The organism is Paenibacillus sp. ALE3, from assembly GCF_054113405.1.
In genome coordinates this window covers 5,332,940-5,356,694 of the sequence record NZ_CM134214.1, presented here as the reverse complement: position 1 = coordinate 5,356,694, position 23,755 = coordinate 5,332,940, and the positions used below count along the sequence as shown (strand labels likewise).

The following is a 23,755-nucleotide window of genomic DNA, read 5'->3' as shown; positions in this document are numbered from 1 at the left end:
TTTTTACCTTTTTTTATTTCACAACAAAATACCCGCCAACCCCTGTTACAGGAAGGGGGATATTTTGCTTCTTCAGTATGACGTATTAAGCAAAATGACAGGCTACAAAATGCTGGTCGCCCGCATCTCGATATACCGGAGCCTCTGTTTTACAGCGTGCTTCTGCCATAGGACAGCGTGTATGAAACTTGCATCCTGACGGCGGATTAGCCGGAGATGGGATGTCCCCTTTTAACACAATCCGCTGTCTTTTGATCGTCGGGTCTGGAATCGGTACTGCTGATAGCAAAGCCTTGGTGTACGGGTGAAGCGGATTGCTGAACAGCTCCTCCTTGGAGGCCAACTCTACCATTGAGCCCAGATACATCACACCAATCCGGCTACACAGATGCTCGACCACACTCAGATCATGTGAGATGAACAGGTACGTCAGTTGGCGTTCCTGCTGCAAATCGCTTAACAAGTTAATGATCTGGGCCTGAATCGATACATCCAGGGCAGATACCGGCTCGTCAGCCACAATAAAATCAGGATTCAAAATCAAGGCCCGTGCAATCCCGATCCGCTGCCGCTGACCGCCAGAGAACTCATGCGGATAACGATCATAGTGATACGAGGATAGACCGCAAATATTCAGCGTTTCGTTGACCTTTTGCCGCAGCTCATTACGATCAATCAACCCGTGATCCAGCAAAGCCTCTCCGATCGCCTCACCAACCTTAATTCTCGGGTTCAGTGAGCTAAAGGGGTCCTGAAAGACGATTTGCAGCTTTGGACGAAGCGCACGAATCTGCTCCTTGTTTAACGCGTGCAAGTCTTCGCCCTTGTACCGTACTGATCCCTCTGTCTTATCCATTAATCTGAGAATCGTGCGCCCAATCGTACTTTTACCGCAGCCAGATTCTCCTACCAGACCAAAGGACTCACCCTTATGTATGTGAAAGGATACATCATCGACCGCCTTTACATGTCCGACCGTACGCTGAAACACCCCGCCTGTGATCGGGAAATACTTTTTCAGCCCTTCCACTTGAATCAAAGGCTCGCTCATACCCGTTGCCCCCCTTCTTTCTCATATAGCCAGCAGGCAACCTTATGACCATTTTCCTTTTCATTCAAGGGAGGAGCCTGATCCTTGCATATTTGCATGCAATGTGCGCACCGATCATGAAAATGGCAATTTTCACCCAGCTCAATGGGGTTTGGCACCTGTCCTGGGATGGAATACAGCCGATCCATTTTCTGATTAATGACAGGTTTAGCCTTTAATAGCCCTTGAGTATACGGATGCTGCGGATTTTTGAACAGCTCAATGACAGGAGCCTCTTCAATAACGTTCCCGGCATACATAACCACCACATAATCCGCCATTTCTGCCACGACACCCAAGTCGTGCGTAATCAGCATAATGGACGTTTTAAGCTTATCCTTCAAATCCCGCATTAAATCAAGAATCTGCGCCTGAATTGTTACATCCAGTGCCGTTGTCGGTTCATCCGCAATCAACAGCTTCGGATTGCAGCTTAAAGCAATAGCAATCATAATCCGCTGGCGCATACCGCCACTCAATTCATGAGGATAAGAATGGAATATTTCCTCCGATCGCGAAATGCCCACCAAATTAATCAGTTCAATTGCCCGGGCGCGTGCTTCTTTTTTACTCATTAATGTATGCATTAGCAACGGCTCCGTAATCTGTTCCCCAATCGTAAGCACTGGATTCAGCGAAGACATCGGTTCCTGAAAAATAATCGAAATGTCATTGCCGCGAATTTGCTGCATTTGACCTTTATTGAGTTTTAAGAGGTCTTTGCCCTCAAACCAGATTTGTCCGTCTGAGGTATGGGGAGAATCAATCAACCGCATCATCGTCATTGCAGTTACACTCTTACCACAGCCAGATTCTCCTACCACACAGAGCGTTTCACCCTCACGAATTTTAAAACTGACGTCATTGACCGCTTTGACAGTTCCGTTAGAGGTATGAAAGTGGGTTTTCAGGTTACGAAATTCAATCAAAGCATTTTCCATAAACGTTCGTCTCCTACTTCTTCATTTTAGGGTCCAGCGCGTCCCGTAAACCGTCGCCAATCAGATTAATGGCTACAACAGTAATTAGAATACACATTCCCGGTGGTACCCATATCCAGGGCCGTTTGCGGAAGTCAATCAGGTTATTCGCAGCCGATATCATGTTCCCCCACGAAGGTGTGGGCGGCACAACGCCAATCCCCAAGTAACTGAGCGCAGATTCTGTAATAATCGCGCCAGCCACTCCAAGTGTAGCCGTAACAATAATAGTAGGAATCGTGTTCGGCAGCAGATGTCGGAATATTTTACGGCGGTCTCTCAACCCCAACGCTTCCGTCGCCTGCATGAACTCCTGTTCACGCAGTGTAAGAATCTGCCCTCTGACCAGACGGGACAAGCTCGTCCAGCTCAGGATTCCGATAATAAGCATCAGAAAATAAATACGGTTCGACGGATCAACCTTCAAATCCGACAGAACAGCACCTAAAATAATAAGCAGCGGCAATGTAGGCAGCGCCATGAAAATATCGGCAATCCGCATAATAACCGTATCCACGCCTTTACGATAAAACCCTGCCAGCGCACCCAACGTCGCCCCGATCATGACCGAAATAAACGTGGCGACCAGTCCCACTGTCAAAGAAATACGGCCGGCCAGCATCGTACGCAGTAAAATATCTCTACCAAACTTATCCGTACCAAGCCAGTACTTCGCATTAGGGGATAAATTTTTGTCAGATAGCTTGTAATCATCTAAATGATAAGGTGAAATCATGGGGCCAAATACACAAATGATAACCATGAGAATTAATATAACGAGACCTGCCAAAGCCAGGCGGTTTTGGTTAAAACGACGAATGGCGATTCTCCATGGAGACGCTTCAGGACGGATCGCCGCCTTTTGATTCGTTTCAATCGTGACTGTTTCTGCGGACAATAGTATCCCTCCTACTTCAAGCGAATTCTTGGATCTGCCATGCCATACAATACATCAGACAGTAGATTACCGATGAGCGTAAGAACGGCCAGAAAAATGGTGAAGCCCAGCATAAACGGATAATCCCGCATACTAATCGACTCCAGATAAACCTGCCCCACACCTGGCCATACAAATACCTTTTCCAGGATCATCGCCCCACCAAATAAGGCTGGAAGCTCGAACCCGAGCAGTGTGATTGCTGGAATCAGAGCATTGCGCAGTGCATGTTTGAAAATAACCGTCCGTTCCTTTAAACCCTTGGCGCGTGCGGTACGGATATAATCCTGACGGATGACCTCCAACATGCCTGTACGGAAATAACGAGTCAGGCTTCCTGTACTCAGCATCGTAAGTACGAGTGTCGGCAAAAACATATGCTTGAGGACATCCACCATATAAGCCCACGAGCCTGCTTCCATCCCTGCTGTGGTCATGCCCCCAACCGGAAGAATCCCCCATTCAAGGGCAAATATTTTGATGACCAATAAACCAATAAAAAATGAAGGCAGCGACATACATAAGAAAATGAATAACGTAACGAACTTATCGAATAACGAATATTGAAACTTAGCTGAAAATACCCCTGCAACAACTGCAATTAGCCAGCTAAAAATAAGACTAAAAAAAGCGATAATAAAAGAGTTCCATACATAATTGCCAATGACCTTCGTTACTGGCTGCTTATGCTGCAATGAATCCCCCATATTTCCCTTTAACATATTACCGGCCCATATAAAATAACGTTGGTATTCCGGTTTATCCAGCCCGTAGATATGTCGTAGCTGCTGCGCCTTCTCGGCGGTCATATTCGGGTTCTGCTTGGCTGTAATATAATCACCCGGCACCATGGCTGAAATCGCAAAAACGATAATGGAAATGCCAATAAGTGTGGGGATGAGTTGCAGCAGTCTTCGAATAATGTACTGCTTCATATTCATTCCTCCAGACGAATAAAGTGATATGCCCAGCTCGTGAGAGCTGAGCATACAATTGGCAACCCTTATTGAGCGATTTGAGCGTTATGCAGAGTGAACTCAAAATCTTTGTATGGTGTAATTTCTAAGCCGGATACACGTCCATTCACTGGCCACATATCTCTGCGTTGGTACAAAAAGATAGTTGGCAGATCTTTGTTCAGCTCTTGATAGAGCTGTTTGTAAATCTGTTTGCGTTTTTCTTGATCCAGTTCATGCTTACCAGCAAGTGTTAATTCATCAACCTTTTTATTGGAATAGCCGATATCATTTTGTGCACCATTCGTAATAAAAGTCGTTGTGTCCGGGTCTGGAGTTAAGCCCCAAGCCGCGAAGAACATATCAAACTTGCCTGTATCCTTTTTATCCATAATAGCGTTAAAATCTAAAGTTTCGGAAGTCAGCTTGATGCCTAGCTCCTTATAGTTATTGGACATGATCGGTAGCAAGGCCTCTACTACTGGATTATCAGCAGTCGCAGAGAAGTTAATGGTCAGCTTTTCGCCGTCCTTTTCGCGAATTCCGTCAGCCCCAACCTTCCAGCCTGCCTCATCCAGCAAAGCCTTCGCCTTCGCTGTATCAAACTCATATTTATTGATACCTTCATCCGTGTAAGACCAAGATTCTGTAGACTGTGGAATATTAATGACATTCGCATATGGCCCATACACGCCCTGCACAATCTCTTTACGGTTTAAACCAATAGTTAAAGCTTGACGTACTTTAGGGTCCTGGAATTTCTTTTCCTTGTGATTAAACGCAATATATCCATAGCCATTGGTCGGCATAATATTCACGTCCAAGAAGCCTAAAGCCTTTAATTCCTCTACATTGTCTTCCGTAACTGTGATATTGTCCATGTCCGTTTCGCCTGTTTGCAGCATAGACAGGTTTGTTTCTTCTGTTGTCGTTTTGAAAATAACTGATTTCACCTTTGGTGCACCTTTGAAGTAGTTTGGATTCGCTTCAAGTACGACTTGTTGACCTGGGGAAAAGCTCTTCAGCACATACTGCCCGGAGCCGATTGGTTTATTATTAAGCGCCTTGATGCTGTCCAGGTTACCCTTCTTGAACCCTTTTCCGTAATAAGCTTCTGGCATGAAGTATTGCTCACCCAGATAATCCTTCGTATAAGCTGTTGCTTCTGTAACGGTTACCTCTACTGTGTTATCATCAATGACCTTGATACCCGAGATATCATTCGCCTTGCCATCGTGGTATTCCTTACCGCCTTTAATCTTAAAAGATAATATATCGCTTTCTCCATCATAATTCGGATCATGCAGCACTTTGAGAACAAAAGCATAATCCTTTACGGTTACTGGAGTGCCGTCACTATACTTCACACCTGGTTTCAGATGGAATGTGTATTTTAGACCATCCGGCGATACATCAACCTTTTCAGCCAAACTATTTTCATATGTACCATCTGCCTTCACCTGTAAGAAGGAATCAAATACTGTTCTGACTACATATAAATCGTAAGTTGTTTGCCAGAATAGCGGGTTAAATACCCCTTTAGGTGACGTCATACCTACTACAATGTTATCTTTCCGATTCGTTGCTCCTGGAGGATTTTGCGACAAATCTGTCGCTTTAATAACACCCTCTGTAACTGGTGCGCTTGCTTCATTTCCCTCTGTTTTATTATCCGCATTGCCTTGCTGCGGCTGTGCCTCATTAGCACCTCCACTACATCCTGCAAACAGAACACCAACGATCGTAAGCACCATAAGCAAAGAAACCCATTTCTTCGTTTGCACCATCCTGTTAATCCCCCTTGTCGGTTCTTTATTTAACAGCCTGTCTCATTCCTGCGGTGATTCGTTAAAGCTTGAGGTTCAAAAATGAAGTTTTGCACACCCTCCTTACTGTTCCTAATGATAGTGTAGAACACAGGTTTTAGACCCTTGGTCAATTTTGTGCACTGACAACCATTACATTTTTATTAAGGTTTATCTTAAGTGTAAAATAATATCACGTCAATATCTTTTTTTATGTAAAATGCAATTGCAAAACATCTATTTTTGTAAAGTTTATGAAATTTACTTGTGGAAAATGACAGAAAACTGAGTGTTATGTAATATAAAATAACATTTCGAATGACCGAAATGTGTACTCTGGCGAGTTGGGGAGCTTGTAATTTCTTAAGCCACTAAAAGGTGATTTATACTTAATGGGTAAACATGGATTGTATTATTAGTAAGTTACAATAGATGGCACTTGTTGTCAATAAAAAAAATCATAAAAAAGGATGTCCCCAGAATTGGGACATCCTTTTTTTCCACCCACTACTATTCAGTAGTGTAAGGAAGCAATGCGATTTGACGGGAACGTTTAACAGCGATTGTCAACATACGTTGATATTTCGCGCTTGTTCCAGTCACACGACGAGGAAGAATTTTTCCACGTTCGCTGATGAATTTTTTAAGCAGGTCTGTATCTTTATAGTCAATGTGAGTAATTTTGTTCACAGTGAAGAAACATACTTTACGACGTTTGTTGCGACCACCACGACGAGCTGGTCTTTTGTTATCGTCTCCGCCTTCTCTTTGTCTGAAGCCCATTCTTTGTCAGTCCTTTCCCAATTAAAATGGTAGATCATCATCCGAAATATCGATCGGTTTTCCGTCATCGGAAAAAGGATCCTGATTGTTTCGCGAGTTATTATTCCCGCGCCCACTATTGCTGTTACCGCCTCCGAAAGGAGACTCCTCACGCATACCTCCACCGCTATTGCCGCCACCGTTGCCGCTATCGCGGTTAGATTCCAAGAAACGTACATTATCAGCAACAATTTCAGTCACGTATACACGTTTTCCTTCATTGTTCTCATAATTACGCACTTGTACACGGCCTTCAACAGCCGTCAAACGACCTTTACGAAGATAGTTAGCGCATGTTTCAGCAAGCTGACGCCAGGTTACGATCGGCAAGAAATCCGCTTCCCGTTCGCCGCCTTGACTTGTAAACGGACGGTCTACAGCCAGGGTGAACTGGGTTACTGCTACACCAGACGGTGTATAGCGCAGCTCTGGATCTTTGGTCAAACGACCGATCAGAATGACACGGTTCAACAATCCAATCCCCTCCTTTGAGCGTTGTTCATTACATAATCACGTACAATAATTAAGCTACGTCGTTCGTAATGAGATAACGAATTACTTCGTCAGAAATTTTCATGATACGCTCAAGCTCAGTAACAACAGCAGGTTCTGCTGTGAAGTTTACCAGAACGAAAGAACCATCACGGAATTTCTTGATCTCATACGCAAGACGGCGTTTAGTTACATCGTGATTCGTAATTTCGCCACCGCCGTTAGAGATGATACCTTGGAATTTGTCGACTGTCGCTTGAACAGCTTCTTGTTCAATGTCAGGACGAATAATGTACATCACTTCATATTTGCGCATTCTTTACACCTCCTTATGGACATAAGGCCCTCAATCTCAGTTGAGAGCAAGGAACGAGCCTAAACTCGCACTAAAACAGTTTACCAAATCGAGCACCTGAATGCAACCTGCAATTTCGAGCATAAGGCTAAAAACTGCTCACACACATCATATCACTGGTTTTATACAATTTTATATCACACTACAAATTTTTGCATATATAAAGGAAATCATTTTTGATTAACTACTATCTGTATGCCCTGATTTCGCATGTTTCTGCTTAAGACAGCGCACAATAACCGTTGCAGTCCAAATTCATTTCTAAGGAGGCACAACCGTATGGGTGAAAAGACTGAGTTCGTACCCGGGGATAAGGTCCCAAACGACGGCGTATATATGGAGGTAGGAGAAAAAAGCTTTCATACTGAAATCCAAAACCCGCAGCAAATAACGCTGGAAAGAGGCGATTCTTTTCCGAAGACCACCAACCATAATCGCAAGTGGAAGAAAAAAACGAAAGCTCGTGTCCACTAATGTATATTTCTTCGGAATCCTGGCCATATTATGATTAGGCGATACAACAGAGAGGTGTGGTTCCGTTGGACGACGTAGCCTTACAAACTGTTAGGAGATCCATTCCGGGCATTAGAAGCGTTAGGTTTGTGTAAAAGGACACTGTCTTTTCAACACGGTATTGCTAGTCAGTACACCGAGTTTCATGATGTGATTGGACAGATCGTATCCTGTTAAAAATGTATCGCCTACGATGGAGGACCTTTGTGGTCCTCCTTTGTTGCATTATCGGACTTTTTGCATATACTGGTAAAATGCAGATTAATTCAGCTCCTTCTGCTAGAATATATCCAAGTACAAAGACCTACTATCTACGGAGGTTTAAAGATGAGCTATTCTCGTATATTAAAGTGGATATCAGGTATATTCGAATTGGTGCTGGCTGTACCGATTGTGGGAGGAGCTATTGTCATGGGGACTGGCTACTCAGCTCTAGGGTTTATGCTTGTCCTACATGCAGTAACACTTATCCTGTCGTTACGCAATCAGGAAGCGATCTACGGTTCTGTCTGGGGAGTACTCACTTCCTTGCTAGCCTGGATTCCTTTTGTTGGCTGGGCACTCCATTTGATTGCAGCCATCCTTCTGATGATCTCTGGCTCAAAGAGAACAAAACGCTATCATTACCCGCCAAATCAGCTATAACAAAAGAAAGCTCCTGACAGCAATTATTTCAAATGCTGTTAGGAGCTTTCTTTTGCTCTAACGCCTTATTCATTCACCAATAGATTCTTAATCATTTCTTCAATATCGTTACATTCATTTTTAGTAATCTGATTTATTTATTGCCATAAAACAAAAAATCCCCCACGTCAGCAGACGTAAGAGATTGATTTAGTTCATGAAGTTAGTGGCGGAAAGAGTGGGATTCGAACCCACGCACGCCTTGCGACGCCTAACTGATTTCGAGTCAGCCCCCTTGGACCTCTTGGGTACCTTTCCGCAGCAAGGATAATTATATCATCATTGCTACCATGACGCAAGCTGATTCTTGTTCACCATGATCCACCTTCTCTACTCAAATGGTTTCCGAATTCTGCTCGCCAGCGCTGGACTTTGAGCGCAGCACTTTTTTCATGTTCTTTTCGAACTTGGCACGCGGAATCAGCACACTATGCTGGCATCCGACACATTTGATTCGAATATCCATCCCCATCCGAATAATTTCCATCTCGTTCGTCCCACATGGATGAGGCTTCTTCATCTGCACAATATCCCCTAGTTCAAACGACTTACGCTCCACCCTTCTCTCCCCCTTTTCTTCCTGGCTCATCTTCTTTTTCAAGGGTGATCGCCGTTTCCAGTGCGGCCTGACGATGTTCCTCGTCCTCCAGAGCCCTCTTGATATTATTCTGAATATCACGCTCTACCAAGGCCCCTGTGTTCGGCATACATTCCGCCACAACACGTACGATATACTCTGATGTAGTCATGGACTGAACGCCTAACACATCCGGCATATTAAGTATCTGCGCATTGGACTCTTCGATGCCTTGGATCGCCTGTTTTACCAAGCTGACGGCTTCCTCCAGACTACGCTCCGCCTTCATTGGCACATCTACCACCGCCAACGCGTTGGACATGGAGAAGTTCGTTACTGTCGTAATGGAGCCGTTCGGTAAAATGTACACCTCACCTTTCCAGCTCACCAACCTGGTTGTACGTAGCCCAATCATTTCTACCGTCCCCTTGAAAGTCCCCGTCTGAATGACGTCTCCTACGGCAAATTGATCCTCAAATATAATGAAGAATCCGGTAATTACATCCTTAACCAAGCTCTGTGCCCCAAAACCTACAGCCAACCCAAGCACTCCAGCTCCAGCAATCAGAGGGCCTAGATTTATACCCATTTGCGATAGCACCAGCATGATTAAGATGAAATTGAATACAATATTTGTTACATTTTTTAGCAGTTCCCCAACAGTCGTTAACCGTCTGGTATTCAATCGGAATCTGCCGTTATCTCCCTTTTGCTCCATCGACTTATCTATAATTTTATTAATAACTCGAATAAAGATACGTGTAATGATGAAAATAATTACAATTTTCAAAATCACAAACAAAAAGGTCGACCACATCGCACTATCTGTAAGCCATTTCCATACAGCATCCTTCCAATGAATCGCACCTTGCACTACGTCATCCGTGTCTAAATTACCGGCCAACCAATGTATAAAGGTCATGCTGTACTCCTCCTCAAACCAGGGAACTACTCTTTCTATTTCCCACATTCTATTTCCTATCTATATAAGCATATCTCCCGACTTCAAACAAATGGCTATGAATAATCTACTTTTCCCGAGTATAAAAGCACAAGTTTATCCATATACTAGCTACTATCTTGAGAATAATTGTTACCCGCAGGCCAAGTATATTCTTAAAGGTAGGCGAGCATAACCTGCACACTCCATTACAGGACGAAAGGAAGATTCCATGACTTATCCATCTGACTTCATTCCGGGGCAAGAACCCCTAAGCTTAAAAATATCACACACCGATCCCGGGATCCAATCAGCCATCATCCATCGTTTGATGTTCCATCTGCATCAGGCACGGAGTCTACAAAATATCGTCATCATTTGCATCGGCACCGACCGTTCTACTGGAGATTGCCTTGGCCCGCTTGTGGGTACCCATTTGTCCCGCTACAAAAGCCCCCTATTTAATCTGTATGGAACATTAGATGAGCCTGTACATGCTATGAACCTGCAAACCACACTGAACGGCATACATGACCGATACGAACAGCCTTATATCATTGGCATAGACGCATGTCTTGGACAAACCTCCAGTGTTGGATGCATTCAGGTTGCAGAGGGTCCTCTCAAGCCTGGAGCAGGTGTAAATAAAGAATTACCGCCGGTCGGCGATATCCATTTGACTGGTATCGTTAACGTCGGCGGCTTCATGGAATACTTTGTGTTGCAAAATACGAGACTAAATTTGGTCATGAAATTATCAGATATCATAGCTAGTAGCTTATACTCCGCAATTAGGGAGTGGCATTACCGGTCTGTCCTACTTGCTGCGCAAGAGTAATAGCTTCTTTCTCTTCAGGTGATAAGGAATAAGTGGATTGTCCCGCTTCCAGAGGCTTGGCATACACATATGAGCCATCCCGGTTATAAATACCGGTCAATACTATCCCGTCCTGATTATCGTCTACAATAGCCAGGGAGAAGCTTAAATCGCTCCCTCTCTCACCAAAGGCATTATAACGTTTGATGCCTATATGTCCCTTCAAGCCAGTCAGTTTGCTACGTAGTGATTTCATACTTGCACGGTGGGCTTCCTGCTCATCTTCAATCGTATCCATCTGCACCTTTAAATCAATCAGCAGCGTTTCCAAATTCTCAACCCCGCTGCCTGCCATCATGGTTTCATACTTTCGCCGCATCTTCTTCAGCTTTGATCCCTGTACAATAATAACAATCAACAGGATAAGCAAAATAAGCACGATCCCTGCAACAATTCCAGCAAGCTGCTCCATGATTAGTCCATTCAATTCAGCCATATGTTTGTTTCTACCCCTCTACCTCAAAAATCATGTTACTGCTTTGCTTACCTTTTATTTTAAACGTTTGAGAACAGCGAGACAAATAACACAAGGCTATTAGTTTATCCATCAAAACCATTCTGATTCCTGCAATTCCAGACAAAGCAAAGACATATCTCACTTTCCATTTCACTCAAGGAGACATGTCCATATTTTTACAGACTACTGTAATAGCTCCAGTAATCTTTCTAAATCCTGCTGGCTGTAATAATTCAATTCGATTTTGCCTTTATCTTTATTGTGCTTGATCTTCACAGTTGTTTTAAAACGCTCGCGTAGGGACTCTTCCATATGGTCAATATAGGGGTCCTTTTTTCGTACCTTTGCTTTAGCTTTTGTTTCTCCAGGCTTATGATCCAACTGCTGTACGGCTTCCTCGAGTTCACGAACACTCCACTGTTGCTCAATGCATTGCAAGGCTAGTTGTTTTACCATGTCTGGATCTTTGAGCCCAACAATTGCTCTAGCATGCCCCATAGACAATGTTCCACGTGAAACATGATCTTTAACCTCCTCAGGCAATCCAAGCAAGCGAAGGAAATTGGCAATGTGTGAACGTGATTTTCCCACTTTCATGGACAACTCTTCCTGAGTTAAGGAGAATTGATCCATTAACCCCTGATAAGCTACTGCCACTTCCATTGCATTTAAGTTTTCACGCTGCAAATTCTCAATCAAGGCAATCTCCATTACCTGCTGATCTGTAAAATTGCGAACAACCACAGGTATGGTCGGATTCCCACAAAATTGAGATGCCCGAAACCGCCTTTCCCCGGCTATAATCTCATATCCTCTCAAGACACTACGCGCAATAATGGGTTGGATAACACCGTGCTGACGAATGGATTCCGCTAATTCCTTAATAGACTCCTCATCAAACGTTTTCCGAGGCTGGTATGGGTTCGCCCGTAACTGACTGAGCGGAATGTCAACAACCTTATCCTCGTCACTGACTGTAAGGGAGGGAATAAGTGCGTCCAGTCCCTTTCCCAACCGTTTACTCATAAGATACCACTTCCTTTGCCAACTCAATATATACCTCTGCCCCACGAGACCGGGGATCATACGTAATAATGGACTGGCCATGTGATGGTGCTTCGCTGAGTCTCACGTTGCGTGGAATAATCGTCTGATAAACTTTGCTTTGAAAATATTTTTTCACTTCTTCAATCACCTGAATACCCAAGTTCGTGCGGGCGTCAAACATGGTTAGCAACACACCCTCAATTTGCAAAGAGGTATTTAAATGTTTTTGTACTAATCGCACGGTATTCAACAATTGGCTTAATCCTTCCAGCGCGTAATATTCACACTGGATCGGAATAATGACTGAATCGGAAGCCGTCAATGAATTGAGCGTCAAAATACCCAGCGATGGAGGGCAATCTATTAATATATAATCATAATTATGCTTGACGAGCTGAAGTGATCTTTTTAATCTCAATTCGCGAGAAATAGTTGGTACCAGTTCGATTTCAGCACCTGCTAATTGAATGGTTGCCGGGATAATATCCAATCCCTCGACCTGTGTACTGATAATCGCCTCGCTAGGGTCAACCTCGTTAATGAGTACATCATAAATACAATTTGCCACATCCGCCTTATTGATACCCACACCGCTGGTTGTATTACCTTGCGGGTCGATATCCACGAGCAATACCCTTTTGCCGAGGGAAGCAAGTCCGGCGCCCAAATTCACGGAAGTAGTCGTTTTGCCTACTCCGCCCTTTTGATTGGCTACGGCTATTATTTTTGACACTTCATTCACCTCATAATTTAATCGGAATCCTGCTACGTTCCATGATTGCAAAAGCTCTATGAAGACGTTACTTAGTCCTTAACTTACGGATAACGGCAATTTTCAAAATAGAATACGAGTATGCTGCGGTTTTATGTTGGCGTTAGACAGAAAAAGCGGCAATTGCTGCCGCTGTACGCTTCATCCCTTACTTACGTTTGGGAATTTGAATGACAATCTCATAGTGATCCTCATGATCAGATTCCTTTGTTTTGATATCCAACCCTGAGCCAGACACCATATCAATGGATTGACGAATCGTATTCAGCGCAAGCCGGACATCCTTAGTAAAGGAAATCCGCTTTGATTTCTTAATCGTGGATACTTGTTTATAAAAGGCAACTCGTGCCTCTGTCTGCTTCACATTGAGTTCCTTAGCAATTACTTCATCTAAAACCTTGTACTGTAGTTCTTCGGTCTCTAACGACAATAATGCACGGGCGTGACGCTCGGACACCTTCCGTTCCATTAGGGCCTCTTTCACTCTCTCCGGCAAATGAAGCAGCCGTATTTTATTAGCAATAGTGGATTGGCTTTTGCCAAGTCGCTGAGCGAGGCTTTCCTGGGTAAGTTGATGCAGGTCAATCAGCTTTTGATAAGCTACAGCCTCTTCAATCGCAGTTAGACCCTCACGCTGAAGATTCTCAATCAACGCGATGGATGCAGCTTGTGAATCATTAAACTCACGAACAATGGCTGGAATCGTCTCCATACCCAGCTTGGTGACAGCTCTCCAACGACGTTCCCCTGCTATAATTTCATATTGTCCATTACGGAAACGAACGACAATCGGTTGAATTACACCATGCGTCTTAATAGTTTGGCATAGCTCATCAATCTTCTCGTCGTCAAATATGGTGCGGGGCTGATAAGGACTGCTGACAATATCCCGAACTGGAATTTGTTTTATTTCGTCCCCATTGGATCGCTCCGTCAAACCAAATAGCTTGGAAAATTGTTCTTTCATTCCGTATAATACCACCTAATTTCATAATAGCACCATACAAACAGCGCTTCGTGAAAAACAGTTCCTTACGGGGATTGTAGACCCTTCTATATGAGACAGCGCCGTAAGCGGGTACACTCCACGTACTCCCCTGACATTTGTTGTCCCACTTCCCTATATGTATATCTGAAATCATGAGTACGGGAAGCAGCCAACTTACACTAAAACGATTATCTCTATTCTATCACTTTTCCAGTCATAATCCTATCGTCTCTACCAGCTTTTCGAAAGGATAAAAGAATAAAATTATGTAGAGGGTATTACGCAAGGAGTCTTCTTAAGCAAAGATCTATAAACCATAAAAAAAGTGAATGTTTCACGTGAAACATTCACTTTCTTTCAAACATTTACACTAACGGAGCCTTCAAAGGAGTACCTGGCTTACGCGGGTATTTCCGTGGTGTAGCTGCTCTTTTTTCAATAATAATCATATGTCTAGCTGCATCCTCAACAGGTAGCTGGAAGGCCTGAACATGCTTAATTCTCCCCTTCAGCTCTTTCAAACTGTAGGAAGCTTCCTTGATTTCTTCGGTTGGATCGCTACCCTTCATCGCTGCAAAGTGCCCACCTTCACGGACAAAAGGCAGACAAAATTCATTTAGTACCGCGAGACGGGCAACGGCTCGGGCTGTGACCAGATCATAGCTATCACGATATCCTGCTTTGCGTCCCAATTCCTCTGCCCTGCTGTGAATCAGTTCGACATTTTCCAGTCCCAACTGCTCTACAACATGTGCTAAGAATTGTATCCGTTTGTTCAATGAGTCTACAATGGTCAATTGAATATGTGGAAAACATATTTTCAAAGGGATACCAGGGAAACCTGCGCCTGACCCAATGTCAGCCAGGCTCTCCACATCATTTAACGGAACATAAAAGGCAAGTGAAACAGAATCGTAAAAATGCTTGGTGTACACCGCTTCTCGCTCAGTAATACCCGTCAGGTTCATTTTTTCATTCCATTCAACCAGCACACGGTAATATGTTTCAAACTGCTCTAACTGACTGTCATTAATCACAATGCTATGCTCTGCCAGCCGCTGCTTGAACTGCTGTTGTATCGCGTCCATTAAGATCCCCTCGCTGCCGTTACACGGTTATAGTGCTCCAGATAAACCAGCAAAATGGAAATATCTGCAGGAGTTACACCGGAGATACGGGATGCCTGACCAATGGACATCGGACGAATCTTCTCAAGTTTCTGCTTGGCTTCAATGGCCAAGCCTTGAACTTCATTGTATGCGATATCCTCTGGAAGCTTCTTCTTCTCCATCTTTTGCAGGCGTTCTACATGCATCAACTGCTTTTCAATGTAGCCCGCATACTTAATTTGGATCTCCACCTGTTCTTGCTCTTCCTCAGTAAGGGCTACAGGTGAAGGTGAAATTTGTGCCACTTGTGCATAGCTAATCTCAGGTCGACGCAGTACCGTTAACAAATTACTGCCGTCCTGTATCGGTGCAGATCCACCTTGCTCCAGCATCTCATTTACATCAACTGGACGAACTTTAGCTAAACGCAAACGCTCAATTTCTTGCTCTACCTTTTGTTTTTTATCCAAAAAGCGCTCGTATCGTTCATCTGTAATCAGGCCAATATCATGCCCAATCGGAGTCAATCGCAGATCCGCGTTATCATGCCGGAGCAACAGACGGTATTCTGCACGGGAGGTCAGCAAGCGATATGGCTCATTTGTACCCTTCGTCACCAGATCGTCAATCAGAACCCCAATGTAGCCTTGAGAACGATCCAGTACGACAGGCTCTTTGCCCTGCACCTTACGAGCTGCATTAATACCAGCCATAATTCCTTGACCCGCAGCTTCTTCATAACCAGATGTCCCGTTAATTTGACCTGCCGTGAATAAGCCAGGTACTTTTTTCGTTTCCAAAGTAGGCCACAACTGAGTAGGTACCATCGCATCATATTCAATAGCGTAACCATTACGCATCATTTCTACCTTTTCCATCCCTGGAATGGTACGCAGTACTGCTAATTGCACATCCTCTGGCAAGCTTGTCGACAAGCCTTGAACATAGTATTCAGATGTGTTTTTACCCTCAGGCTCCAAAAAGATTTGGTGCTTCGGCTTATCACTGAAACGCACCACTTTATCTTCAATAGATGGGCAATAACGTGGTCCCGTTCCTTCAATCAGACCAGAGAACATCGGTGCACGATGCAAATTATCATTAATAATCTGATGTGTTTCCACTGAAGTATACGTCAGCCAGCAAGGAAGCTGCTCATTATCCGAGGACTTCGTTTCATAGGAGAAGAACTTCGGCTGATCATCGCCTGGCTGTATTTCTGTTTTACTAAAATCAATTGTATCCTTATGGACACGTGGTGGTGTTCCTGTCTTAAACCGAACTAGATCAAAACCAAGCTCTCTCAAATGTTCAGAAAGTCTCAACGAAGGCTGCTGATTGTTCGGACCACTCTCATACATCAGCTCACCCATAATGATTTTCCCGCGCAGATAGGTGCCAGTAGTCAGGACAACTGCTTTACTACGATACTCTGTGCCCGTCTTCGTAATTACACCTACGCATTTACCGTCTTCTATAATCAGTTCTTCAACCATACCTTGGCGTAAGGTCAGATTCGGTTCCTTCTCCATCGTTTCCTTCATCGCATGCTGATAAGAAAACTTGTCTGCTTGCGCACGCAAGGCATGCACGGCAGGACCCTTGCCAGTATTTAACATTCTCATTTGGATAAATGTCTTGTCGATATTCCGACCCATTTCGCCGCCCAATGCATCAATTTCCCGTACTACATGACCCTTTGCGGGACCACCAATAGACGGGTTGCAGGGCATGAATGCGACCATATCCAGGTTAATTGTGATCATCAATGTACGACAGCCCATCCGTGCTGCTGCCAAGGCGGATTCTACGCCCGCATGGCCCGCACCGACGATAATCACATCATAGTCGCCTCCTTGATATCCCATACCTCTCTTACCTCCTTATACATTCGAGTCTTCACCCCGAATATGTTCTTGTGTATCTATAACGATAGCAGGCTTAAAACAGCCATGCTTGAATGTTCTACTTACCCAGACAGAATTGTGAAAATATTTGATCTATTAACGCATCATGCGCAGTATCGCCTACAATCTCACCCAACTGCTCCCATGCCAGCCTTACATCAATCTGGATCATATCAATCGGAACTAATTGATCAGCGGCTTCATAGGCATCTACCAATGATTGGCGCGCTTTCTTCAGCAAAGCAATATGCCGTACATTGCTGACATACGTCATATCCGCTGATTCCAGCTTGCCGCTAAAGAATAAATTCGATATAGCCTGCTCCAGCCGATCTGCTCCCTCATTTTCCTTCACAGACATCGGCACAATAAGCTCTTCAGGAACATAGCGCAGCAACAAATCCCGGTCTATTTGGGCCGGTAAGTCCATTTTATTCATAATAACAATCGCTTGTCTACCGCGGATTTGTTCCATTAATGCCATTTCATCCTCGTGCAGTGGTTCGTTGGCATTAATGACGATGAGCAGCAGATCTGCTTCACTCACTGCCGTTCTCGAACGCTCTACCCCGATCCGTTCCACGACGTCCATCGTTTCCCGGATTCCAGCTGTATCCAGCAACTTGAGCGGAATATTATTAATCGTCACATACTCCTCAATAACGTCACGGGTCGTACCCGGAATATCGGTCACAATCGCCCGTTCGCCCTGAGCTAATGTGTTTAGCAGTGACGATTTGCCTACATTCGGCCTTCCGACAATCGCTGTAGTAAGCCCTTCACGCAAAATTTTCCCCTGCTCCGCTGTATGCAACAGCCGATCAATTTCCGCCATGACCTGGCTGCTTTTATCCTTGATTAACTCAGACGTAAAGGATTCTACATCATGCTCAGGGTAATCAATGTTTACTTCGATATGAGCAAGTGTCTCGACCAAAACATGACGCAAACGACGAATATTCTGGGACAGTTGCCCATCCACCTGCTTCAAAGCCATCGAAAAGGCTTTATCCGATTTGGAGCGAATTAAGTCAATGACGCCCTCCGCTTGACTCAGATCAATACGACCATTCAAAAAAGCACGTTTCGTAAATTCACCTGGCTCAGCCAGACGTATATTTTGCAGCAGTAACAAATCCATCACTCGTTTAACGGCTACCACCCCGCCATGAGTGCTGATCTCTACCACATCTTCTGTTGTAAAAGAGCGTGGTGCCCGCATCACTGTAACTAAAACTTCCTCCACCTTCTCTTGGCTTTGAGGATCTATAATATGTCCATAGTGTACCGTGTGCGTCGGAACCTTACTTAAGGGCGTTTTACTACGGAACAAAGCCTCCACTTCCGTGACCGCTTCTGGACCGCTGACCCGCACAACTGCAATGCCGCCCTCGCCGACAGCCGTTGCAATGGCAGCTATGGTATCGCTCAGCATATCGTTTCTACCTCCTATCAAGTAAAAACGGCATTGCCGCCCTTCATCAAGGACGGCACCCGTTTCAGTGTGAAATATAAGAAAAAAAGCAATGGCTTCTGCAGCTTGCAGAGAGCCATTGCGTCGGATTATTTCTTGGCAATGACAACGCGCCGATTAGGCTCGTCCCCCTTGCTGTATGTTCTAACCAGCGCATGCTGCTGGAGCTTGGCGTGAATCAGCTTCCGCTCCTGGGACGGCATTGGCTCCAGTACCACTTCCTTGCCATAGCGAACAGCTTGGTTCGCTAATCGTTCCGCCAAATCCTCCAGCGTTTTCCGCCGACGTGCACGAAATTGCTCGGCATCCAGCACAATTCGGATAAATTTATCAGAATGACGGTTAGCAACAATATTCGTCAGGTACTGCAAGGCATCTAATGTCTGTCCTCTGCGGCCAATTAGCATACCGAGCGATGGACCGGAGATATCCAGAGTACTTTCATCCTTGCGATGACGGACATCGACTTCGACGTCCAGTCCCATGCCTGCAGCAGTTTCACGGATGAAACGCACCGCCTCTTCATAAGGATCTATATGTCCCCTGGATGCTTCCATGTTCCTCTGCGCTTCCTGCGCAACAGACCCAGCTTGTGATACAGCCTGTCCCACGTCAGAAGGTGCTTGAGCCGATACATGAGTTTCAGCCGTGTGTGTGGTTTCAGGAGACGGCTCAGAAAGCAGCGTAAGCTCCACCTTCGCCTTTTTGACCCCTAGCCACCCCAGGAATCCTTTTGACGGCTGTTCCAACACGTTTACGGTTACCCGTTCACGGCTTACTCCCAGCTGGGAGAGTCCTTGTCTTACAGCATCTTCAACGGTTTTTCCTGATGTCACGACTTTGGTCATCTCGACTTTTTAGCCCCCTTCGTGTTTTTACCACTTTTTTTCTTACCATTAGAGGAACCTGTTTTCGTGAGACTGGCTGTTTTCACATTAGCCAATGCTGCGTCCTTATCATTATTCCGATAAAGGAAATAGTTTTGAACAATCGTGTAAATATTACTGAAAAACCAGTACAACGGCAAAGCAGACGGGAAGTTATACGACATGAATAGAATCAGCACCGGATAGACATACAGCAAAAATTGCATTGGTCCTTGCTGCGGTGTCGGATTCATTTTCATCATCATCCAAGTTTGGATAAAAGTCGTAATCGCTGCTAGAATCGGCAGGATAAAGAAGTGATCCGGTTTACCTAACTGGAGCCACAAAAAGTCATGATCCCGCAATGCCGAGTTATAATAAATGGCATTATAAAGCGCGATAAAAATGGGCATCTGTACTAACAAAGGCAGACAGCCCGCCATTGGGTTAACCTTGTTTTCTTGAAACAATTTCATCGTTTCTTGCTGAACTCGCTCAGGTGTATCCTTGTATTTCGCTTGAATTTCTTTTAATTGCGGCTGAATAGCCTGCATTGCTCTAGAACTGCGTACTTGCTTGAGTGTAAGCGGCAAAATAATGGTACGCACGATGATCACCAGAATCAGTACGGCCAGGCCATATTCTCCAGAGAACCATTGGGCAAATGTATCCAGCGCATACGAAAACCAGTAAACGACATATCTTTGCCACCAAGATCCATTGGCCAAGTCTGCCGTCGTGTAAGAATTGTGAGCCGCCTGGGTACATCCGGACAGCACAGCAACAAGTGCCAATAAGGCAATCAGGAGGAACCATTTTCCCCGTTGAGTCTTCAAACGCGACACTTCATAACCCCTTTCTTAACCAATCCATTCCAACGTAAATCATACCATATCCTGTAGGACAAAGATACTGATTATCGGCGCGTAGACTTGAGCAGCGAGGCTTTGCGCAAAACGTGCAGCACGCTTTTCTCCAGCTCTTGATACGACTTTGTAACCGCACCCTTACGAACGATAAAAATCAGGTCAATCTGCTCCACCAATTCCTGCTCATGATGGCGCACGATTTCCTTAACGATCCTGCGCATCCGGTTGCGGACAACTGCATTGCCGATCTTCTTGCTAGCCGAAATTCCGACGCGGAACTGCTCTACCTCTCTGCGGCGGAACCAGTACACCACAAACTGATGGTTGGCAAAAGATTTGCCATGGCGGTATACGCGCCCAAAGTCCGCCCGGTTTCGTAGACGCAATTTTTTTTGCACGGCGCTTCTCCTTGCTCATCTCTTTTACACATATCGGTAAGCAACCCTTACCTCTTATATAGTAAGAAGTATGGACAATATTCCAACATGGTAATCTCGCTTATTTTATATCCGTTTTCAAAAACTTCATCTAATATAGAGCAGGATGCAGGGCTTGTCCCTCTTTTGACACTACCTTTCTACAATTAGAAGAAGCAATCCGATCCATAAATACTTCAATTATGAAAAAAAAGACCACCGTAGTGGTCTTTATGCACGCATTACGCACTCAATACTTTTCTACCTTTTTGGCGACGAGCTGCCAAAACTTTACGGCCATTCTTCGTGCTCATTCTTTTACGGAAGCCGTGAACTTTTTTACGTTTGCTGACATTCGGTCTGAAAGTCGGTCTCATTGTGCTGCACCTCCTTACAAGGAATACGTTTTATATGGAATATACCTAACATAGCAATCTCCACAAAAAACACCTTTGTACATTTAACCACAAATAGCGGCCAAAGTCAATGTACTTCTGAATTCTCTCCCTCTTTTTCACATTCAGTAACCCTCTCCGTCTTCCCCCATCATTCACTCTACTCTTTTCTTCCCCTTTATTCCTGATTTTTTCGCTTCTTCTCCATGCTCAAGATTCATCAACATTTTACTGTGAATTTCGTCCCTCACATATACTGCTCTTTTAACTGCTCTTTTTTTCATTTATTTAGTTCCGCATTTGAACCCACATCGTTTCAGATCCCCACCATCTGATTTGCCAAAAATAATGTCGGAAACGTTACCGGAAATTTTCAACACAAAAACAAGCCGCTGTAACCAAAAGGCAACAGGTGTTATACACAGATCCACAAAAAGAATGGAATTGTGATTTAAATGGTCATAACCTGTGCATAACATTTTAGAGTGAAAAAGAGTTATTGTCGAAAACTGAACAAATTATAAACAATATCTTGTGTTGTGAATAAAAATTGTACACAACAGATTGAATTTGTGGATAAATAACCACGAGTCATTGAAATACAAGGCTTCTTTTGCTATGATGATATTACTTTTGAATGTGAATATGTTGTTTTACCCTCCATATTATCAACACCCTGTGGATAAAGTTGTGAACAAGTTCAATTTATCCATCTTTTTATTTTTGTGCGGATTCGGGATTCTGGGGATATATTCTACATTTTTCATTTGATTTCGACATATTGCAGTCCCGTTTTGGCCTGCGGGATCAAGAGAACGGATCGTGCCGCACATTCCCTCCTGAGAAATATCGCCCTTCTTCTGCTGATCAGCAGTGGAATTTTCCATTACTATTTTTCAGGGCATTTTGTGCTGCGTTCTCTCACTACACTGCCGCATGATTTAGGCGGCGGTATGTCTTTTTATGGCCTTCAACAATATTTTTGTGATTTTAGGCGTTTTGCCGAAGCGCCGAGAGCAGCTCTCTGCAGCTTAATTCGGTAAAATGTCAGGATTTAAAAGGAGTGACGTCTGTGGACAGCCATACCTCTGAACTATGGCAGCAAATTCTATCCATTATACAAACCAAGCTGAGTAAGCCGAGTTACGATACTTGGTTTAAGGCTACCAAGGCAGCGAAACTAAATGACCACTCCATTGTGATTTCTGCACCGACAACTTTTGCCGTGGAATGGCTTGAAAGCCGCTATACCAAGTTAGTCGGAGCAACGGTTTATGAGATTTTGGGCAAGCATTTAGAGGTCAAGTTCGTTATTGAAGAGAACAAGCCCGCCGAGGTCGACCTTCAGCAACAACCTCAGCAGCAGCCGGTCGTTCAAGAAGAAGCTGTGTCCCATATGCTGAATCCCAAATATACATTCGATACATTTGTCATCGGATCGGGGAACCGTTTTGCCCATGCGGCATCGCTGGCCGTCGCCGAGGCGCCGGCCAAAGCTTACAATCCGCTGTTTCTATACGGTGGTGTAGGTCTGGGGAAAACGCATCTGATGCATGCTATCGGACACTATATTTTGGAGCACAATCCGACCAGCAAGGTCGTTTATTTATCGTCGGAGAAGTTTACGAACGAATTCATTAATGCCATCCGCGACAACCGTGGGGAAAGTTTCCGGAATAAATATCGCAACATTGATATTTTGCTCATTGATGATATTCAATTCATTGCGGGCAAGGAATCGACGCAAGAGGAATTTTTCCATACGTTCAATGCGCTTCATGAGGAACGCAAGCAGATTATAATCTCAAGCGATCGGCCGCCTAAAGAAATTCCAACGCTGGAAGAACGGCTGCGCTCTCGCTTCGAGTGGGGACTGATTACGGATATTCAACCGCCGGATCTGGAGACGAGAATTGCTATTCTTCGGAAAAAGGCGCGGGCGGAAAACCTGGATATTCCTAATGAGGCCATGATGTATATCGCGAATCAAATTGATACAAACATCCGTGAGCTGGAAGGAGCGCTCATTCGCGTTGTCGCTTATTCTTCCTTAACCAATCAGGATGTATCAAGCCATCTCGCGGCTGAGGCGTTAAAGGATATTATCCCATCCAGCCGTCCAAAAATGATCACGATTCAGGATATACAGCATCAAGTCGGGGAATTTTATAATCTACGGCTGGAAGATTTCAAAGCGCGTAAACGGACGAAGGCTGTGGCTTTCCCACGGCAGATTGCCATGTATCTTTCCCGTGAGCTAACCGACTATTCTTTGCCGAAAATCGGTGAAGCTTTCGGCGGACGTGATCATACGACTGTCATTCATGCGCACGAAAAAATCTCCAAATCCATTCAAGTGGATCAGGATCTATTTAAAGTTATCAACAACCTAATAGAAAAAATCAAAAATCCAACCTGAACAAGTTC

General features: G+C 44.4%; 26 protein-coding genes and 1 tRNA gene. 4 read left to right on the top strand and 23 right to left on the bottom strand.

What is annotated here, in order from left to right; genetic code table 11:
- Nucleotides 1-85 precede the first annotated feature (85 nt).
- The 8 genes from ACXHJ2_RS24040 to rpsF form a co-directional block, all read right to left on the bottom strand.
- Nucleotides 86-1,051 carry an ABC transporter ATP-binding protein gene (locus ACXHJ2_RS24040; RefSeq protein WP_025679381.1) on the bottom strand — a complete coding sequence of 322 codons (966 nt, stop codon included), beginning with the start codon at nucleotides 1,049-1,051 and terminating at the stop codon, nucleotides 86-88.
- Nucleotides 1,048-2,031 carry an ABC transporter ATP-binding protein gene (locus ACXHJ2_RS24035; protein ID WP_013373902.1) on the bottom strand — a complete coding sequence of 328 codons (984 nt, stop codon included), beginning with the start codon at nucleotides 2,029-2,031 and terminating at the stop codon, nucleotides 1,048-1,050. The genes ACXHJ2_RS24040 and ACXHJ2_RS24035 overlap by 4 nt, the downstream gene beginning before the upstream one ends.
- A 13-nt stretch (nucleotides 2,032-2,044) precedes the next feature.
- On the bottom strand, nucleotides 2,045-2,968 hold the full coding sequence (gene opp4C, locus ACXHJ2_RS24030) for an oligopeptide ABC transporter permease (RefSeq protein ID WP_013373903.1): 924 nt from the start codon (nucleotides 2,966-2,968) through the stop codon (nucleotides 2,045-2,047).
- Nucleotides 2,969-2,979: 11 nt separating this feature from the next.
- Nucleotides 2,980-3,942: an ABC transporter permease gene (locus ACXHJ2_RS24025; protein ID WP_016822455.1), complete on the bottom strand. Its 963-nt coding sequence runs from the start codon at nucleotides 3,940-3,942 to the stop codon at nucleotides 2,980-2,982.
- Between the two features lie 68 nt (nucleotides 3,943-4,010).
- Nucleotides 4,011-5,750 carry an ABC transporter substrate-binding protein gene (locus ACXHJ2_RS24020; protein ID WP_013373905.1) on the bottom strand — a complete coding sequence of 580 codons (1,740 nt, stop codon included), beginning with the start codon at nucleotides 5,748-5,750 and terminating at the stop codon, nucleotides 4,011-4,013.
- A gap of 528 nt (nucleotides 5,751-6,278) precedes the next feature.
- Entirely contained in the window at nucleotides 6,279-6,551 is a 273-nt protein-coding gene (gene rpsR / locus ACXHJ2_RS24015; RefSeq protein ID WP_013312800.1) for a 30S ribosomal protein S18, read from the bottom strand.
- Between the two features lie 21 nt (nucleotides 6,552-6,572).
- On the bottom strand, nucleotides 6,573-7,064 hold the full coding sequence (gene ssb / locus ACXHJ2_RS24010) for a single-stranded DNA-binding protein (protein WP_010346813.1): 492 nt from the start codon (nucleotides 7,062-7,064) through the stop codon (nucleotides 6,573-6,575).
- Nucleotides 7,065-7,113: 49 nt separating this feature from the next.
- Nucleotides 7,114-7,398 carry a 30S ribosomal protein S6 gene (rpsF, locus tag ACXHJ2_RS24005; RefSeq protein ID WP_007433230.1) on the bottom strand — a complete coding sequence of 95 codons (285 nt, stop codon included), beginning with the start codon at nucleotides 7,396-7,398 and terminating at the stop codon, nucleotides 7,114-7,116.
- A gap of 318 nt (nucleotides 7,399-7,716) precedes the next feature.
- On the opposite strand from rpsF, the gene ACXHJ2_RS24000 reads away from it, so the two are divergent.
- Together ACXHJ2_RS24000 and ACXHJ2_RS23995 are read left to right on the top strand one after the other, a co-directional pair.
- On the top strand, nucleotides 7,717-7,911 hold the full coding sequence (locus ACXHJ2_RS24000) for a YjzC family protein (RefSeq protein ID WP_013373906.1): 195 nt from the start codon (nucleotides 7,717-7,719) through the stop codon (nucleotides 7,909-7,911).
- A gap of 366 nt (nucleotides 7,912-8,277) precedes the next feature.
- Nucleotides 8,278-8,595, top strand: a complete 318-nt coding sequence (locus ACXHJ2_RS23995; RefSeq protein WP_016822453.1) for a hypothetical protein — start codon at nucleotides 8,278-8,280, stop codon at nucleotides 8,593-8,595.
- A gap of 206 nt (nucleotides 8,596-8,801) precedes the next feature.
- On the opposite strand, the gene ACXHJ2_RS23990 is transcribed toward ACXHJ2_RS23995, so the two are convergent.
- The 3 genes from ACXHJ2_RS23990 to ACXHJ2_RS23980 form a co-directional block, all read right to left on the bottom strand.
- Nucleotides 8,802-8,892 (bottom strand) — tRNA-Ser (locus tag ACXHJ2_RS23990).
- A 76-nt stretch (nucleotides 8,893-8,968) separates the two neighbouring features.
- Nucleotides 8,969-9,193 carry a DUF951 domain-containing protein gene (locus ACXHJ2_RS23985; protein WP_016822452.1) on the bottom strand — a complete coding sequence of 75 codons (225 nt, stop codon included), beginning with the start codon at nucleotides 9,191-9,193 and terminating at the stop codon, nucleotides 8,969-8,971.
- Nucleotides 9,183-10,133: a mechanosensitive ion channel family protein gene (locus tag ACXHJ2_RS23980; protein WP_013373910.1), complete on the bottom strand. Its 951-nt coding sequence runs from the start codon at nucleotides 10,131-10,133 to the stop codon at nucleotides 9,183-9,185. The genes ACXHJ2_RS23985 and ACXHJ2_RS23980 overlap by 11 nt, the downstream gene beginning before the upstream one ends.
- A gap of 250 nt (nucleotides 10,134-10,383) precedes the next feature.
- Between ACXHJ2_RS23980 and yyaC the strand changes: the two genes are divergently transcribed.
- On the top strand, nucleotides 10,384-10,989 hold the full coding sequence (yyaC, locus tag ACXHJ2_RS23975) for a spore protease YyaC (RefSeq protein ID WP_165082262.1): 606 nt from the start codon (nucleotides 10,384-10,386) through the stop codon (nucleotides 10,987-10,989).
- Here the strand turns inward: yyaC and ACXHJ2_RS23970 are convergent.
- The 12 genes from ACXHJ2_RS23970 to ACXHJ2_RS23915 form a co-directional block, all read right to left on the bottom strand.
- Entirely contained in the window at nucleotides 10,943-11,464 is a 522-nt protein-coding gene (locus tag ACXHJ2_RS23970) for a DUF4446 family protein (RefSeq protein WP_165082264.1), read from the bottom strand. The two genes, yyaC and ACXHJ2_RS23970, sit on opposite strands and share 47 nt — an antisense overlap.
- A gap of 204 nt (nucleotides 11,465-11,668) precedes the next feature.
- The gene (locus ACXHJ2_RS23965) at nucleotides 11,669-12,511 is read right to left on the bottom strand and encodes a ParB/RepB/Spo0J family partition protein (protein WP_165082266.1); all 843 of its coding nucleotides are present in this window, start codon (nucleotides 12,509-12,511) and stop codon (nucleotides 11,669-11,671) included.
- Nucleotides 12,504-13,265: a ParA family protein gene (locus ACXHJ2_RS23960; RefSeq protein WP_013373915.1), complete on the bottom strand. Its 762-nt coding sequence runs from the start codon at nucleotides 13,263-13,265 to the stop codon at nucleotides 12,504-12,506. The genes ACXHJ2_RS23965 and ACXHJ2_RS23960 overlap by 8 nt, the downstream gene beginning before the upstream one ends.
- A gap of 187 nt (nucleotides 13,266-13,452) precedes the next feature.
- Nucleotides 13,453-14,271, bottom strand: a complete 819-nt coding sequence (gene noc / locus ACXHJ2_RS23955; protein ID WP_013373916.1) for a nucleoid occlusion protein — start codon at nucleotides 14,269-14,271, stop codon at nucleotides 13,453-13,455.
- A 386-nt stretch (nucleotides 14,272-14,657) separates the two neighbouring features.
- Nucleotides 14,658-15,380: a 16S rRNA (guanine(527)-N(7))-methyltransferase RsmG gene (gene rsmG, locus ACXHJ2_RS23950; RefSeq protein ID WP_040102455.1), complete on the bottom strand. Its 723-nt coding sequence runs from the start codon at nucleotides 15,378-15,380 to the stop codon at nucleotides 14,658-14,660.
- Nucleotides 15,380-17,269, bottom strand: coding sequence for a tRNA uridine-5-carboxymethylaminomethyl(34) synthesis enzyme MnmG (gene mnmG / locus ACXHJ2_RS23945; RefSeq protein ID WP_013373918.1), 1,890 nt, complete (start codon nucleotides 17,267-17,269; stop codon nucleotides 15,380-15,382). Before mnmG ends, rsmG begins: the two co-directional genes overlap by 1 nt.
- Nucleotides 17,270-17,366: 97 nt before the next feature.
- The gene (gene mnmE, locus ACXHJ2_RS23940; protein ID WP_013373919.1) at nucleotides 17,367-18,743 is read right to left on the bottom strand and encodes a tRNA uridine-5-carboxymethylaminomethyl(34) synthesis GTPase MnmE; all 1,377 of its coding nucleotides are present in this window, start codon (nucleotides 18,741-18,743) and stop codon (nucleotides 17,367-17,369) included.
- A gap of 128 nt (nucleotides 18,744-18,871) precedes the next feature.
- Complete coding sequence (gene jag, locus ACXHJ2_RS23935; RefSeq protein WP_165082268.1) at nucleotides 18,872-19,630, bottom strand: RNA-binding cell elongation regulator Jag/EloR; 759 nt, start codon at nucleotides 19,628-19,630, stop codon at nucleotides 18,872-18,874.
- Nucleotides 19,627-20,493 carry a YidC/Oxa1 family membrane protein insertase gene (locus ACXHJ2_RS23930; RefSeq protein WP_129548491.1) on the bottom strand — a complete coding sequence of 289 codons (867 nt, stop codon included), beginning with the start codon at nucleotides 20,491-20,493 and terminating at the stop codon, nucleotides 19,627-19,629. Before ACXHJ2_RS23930 ends, jag begins: the two co-directional genes overlap by 4 nt.
- Nucleotides 20,494-20,564: 71 nt before the next feature.
- Nucleotides 20,565-20,915, bottom strand: coding sequence for a ribonuclease P protein component (gene rnpA, locus ACXHJ2_RS23925; RefSeq protein WP_013373922.1), 351 nt, complete (start codon nucleotides 20,913-20,915; stop codon nucleotides 20,565-20,567).
- A gap of 260 nt (nucleotides 20,916-21,175) precedes the next feature.
- Entirely contained in the window at nucleotides 21,176-21,310 is a 135-nt protein-coding gene (gene rpmH / locus ACXHJ2_RS23920; RefSeq protein WP_007433250.1) for a 50S ribosomal protein L34, read from the bottom strand.
- Nucleotides 21,311-21,483: 173 nt separating this feature from the next.
- Nucleotides 21,484-21,612 carry a hypothetical protein gene (locus ACXHJ2_RS23915; protein ID WP_274597489.1) on the bottom strand — a complete coding sequence of 43 codons (129 nt, stop codon included), beginning with the start codon at nucleotides 21,610-21,612 and terminating at the stop codon, nucleotides 21,484-21,486.
- A gap of 788 nt (nucleotides 21,613-22,400) precedes the next feature.
- Here ACXHJ2_RS23915 and dnaA point away from each other — a divergent pair.
- Nucleotides 22,401-23,747 carry a chromosomal replication initiator protein DnaA gene (gene dnaA, locus ACXHJ2_RS23910; protein WP_013368644.1) on the top strand — a complete coding sequence of 449 codons (1,347 nt, stop codon included), beginning with the start codon at nucleotides 22,401-22,403 and terminating at the stop codon, nucleotides 23,745-23,747.
- The last annotated feature ends 8 nt before the right edge of the window (nucleotides 23,748-23,755 follow it).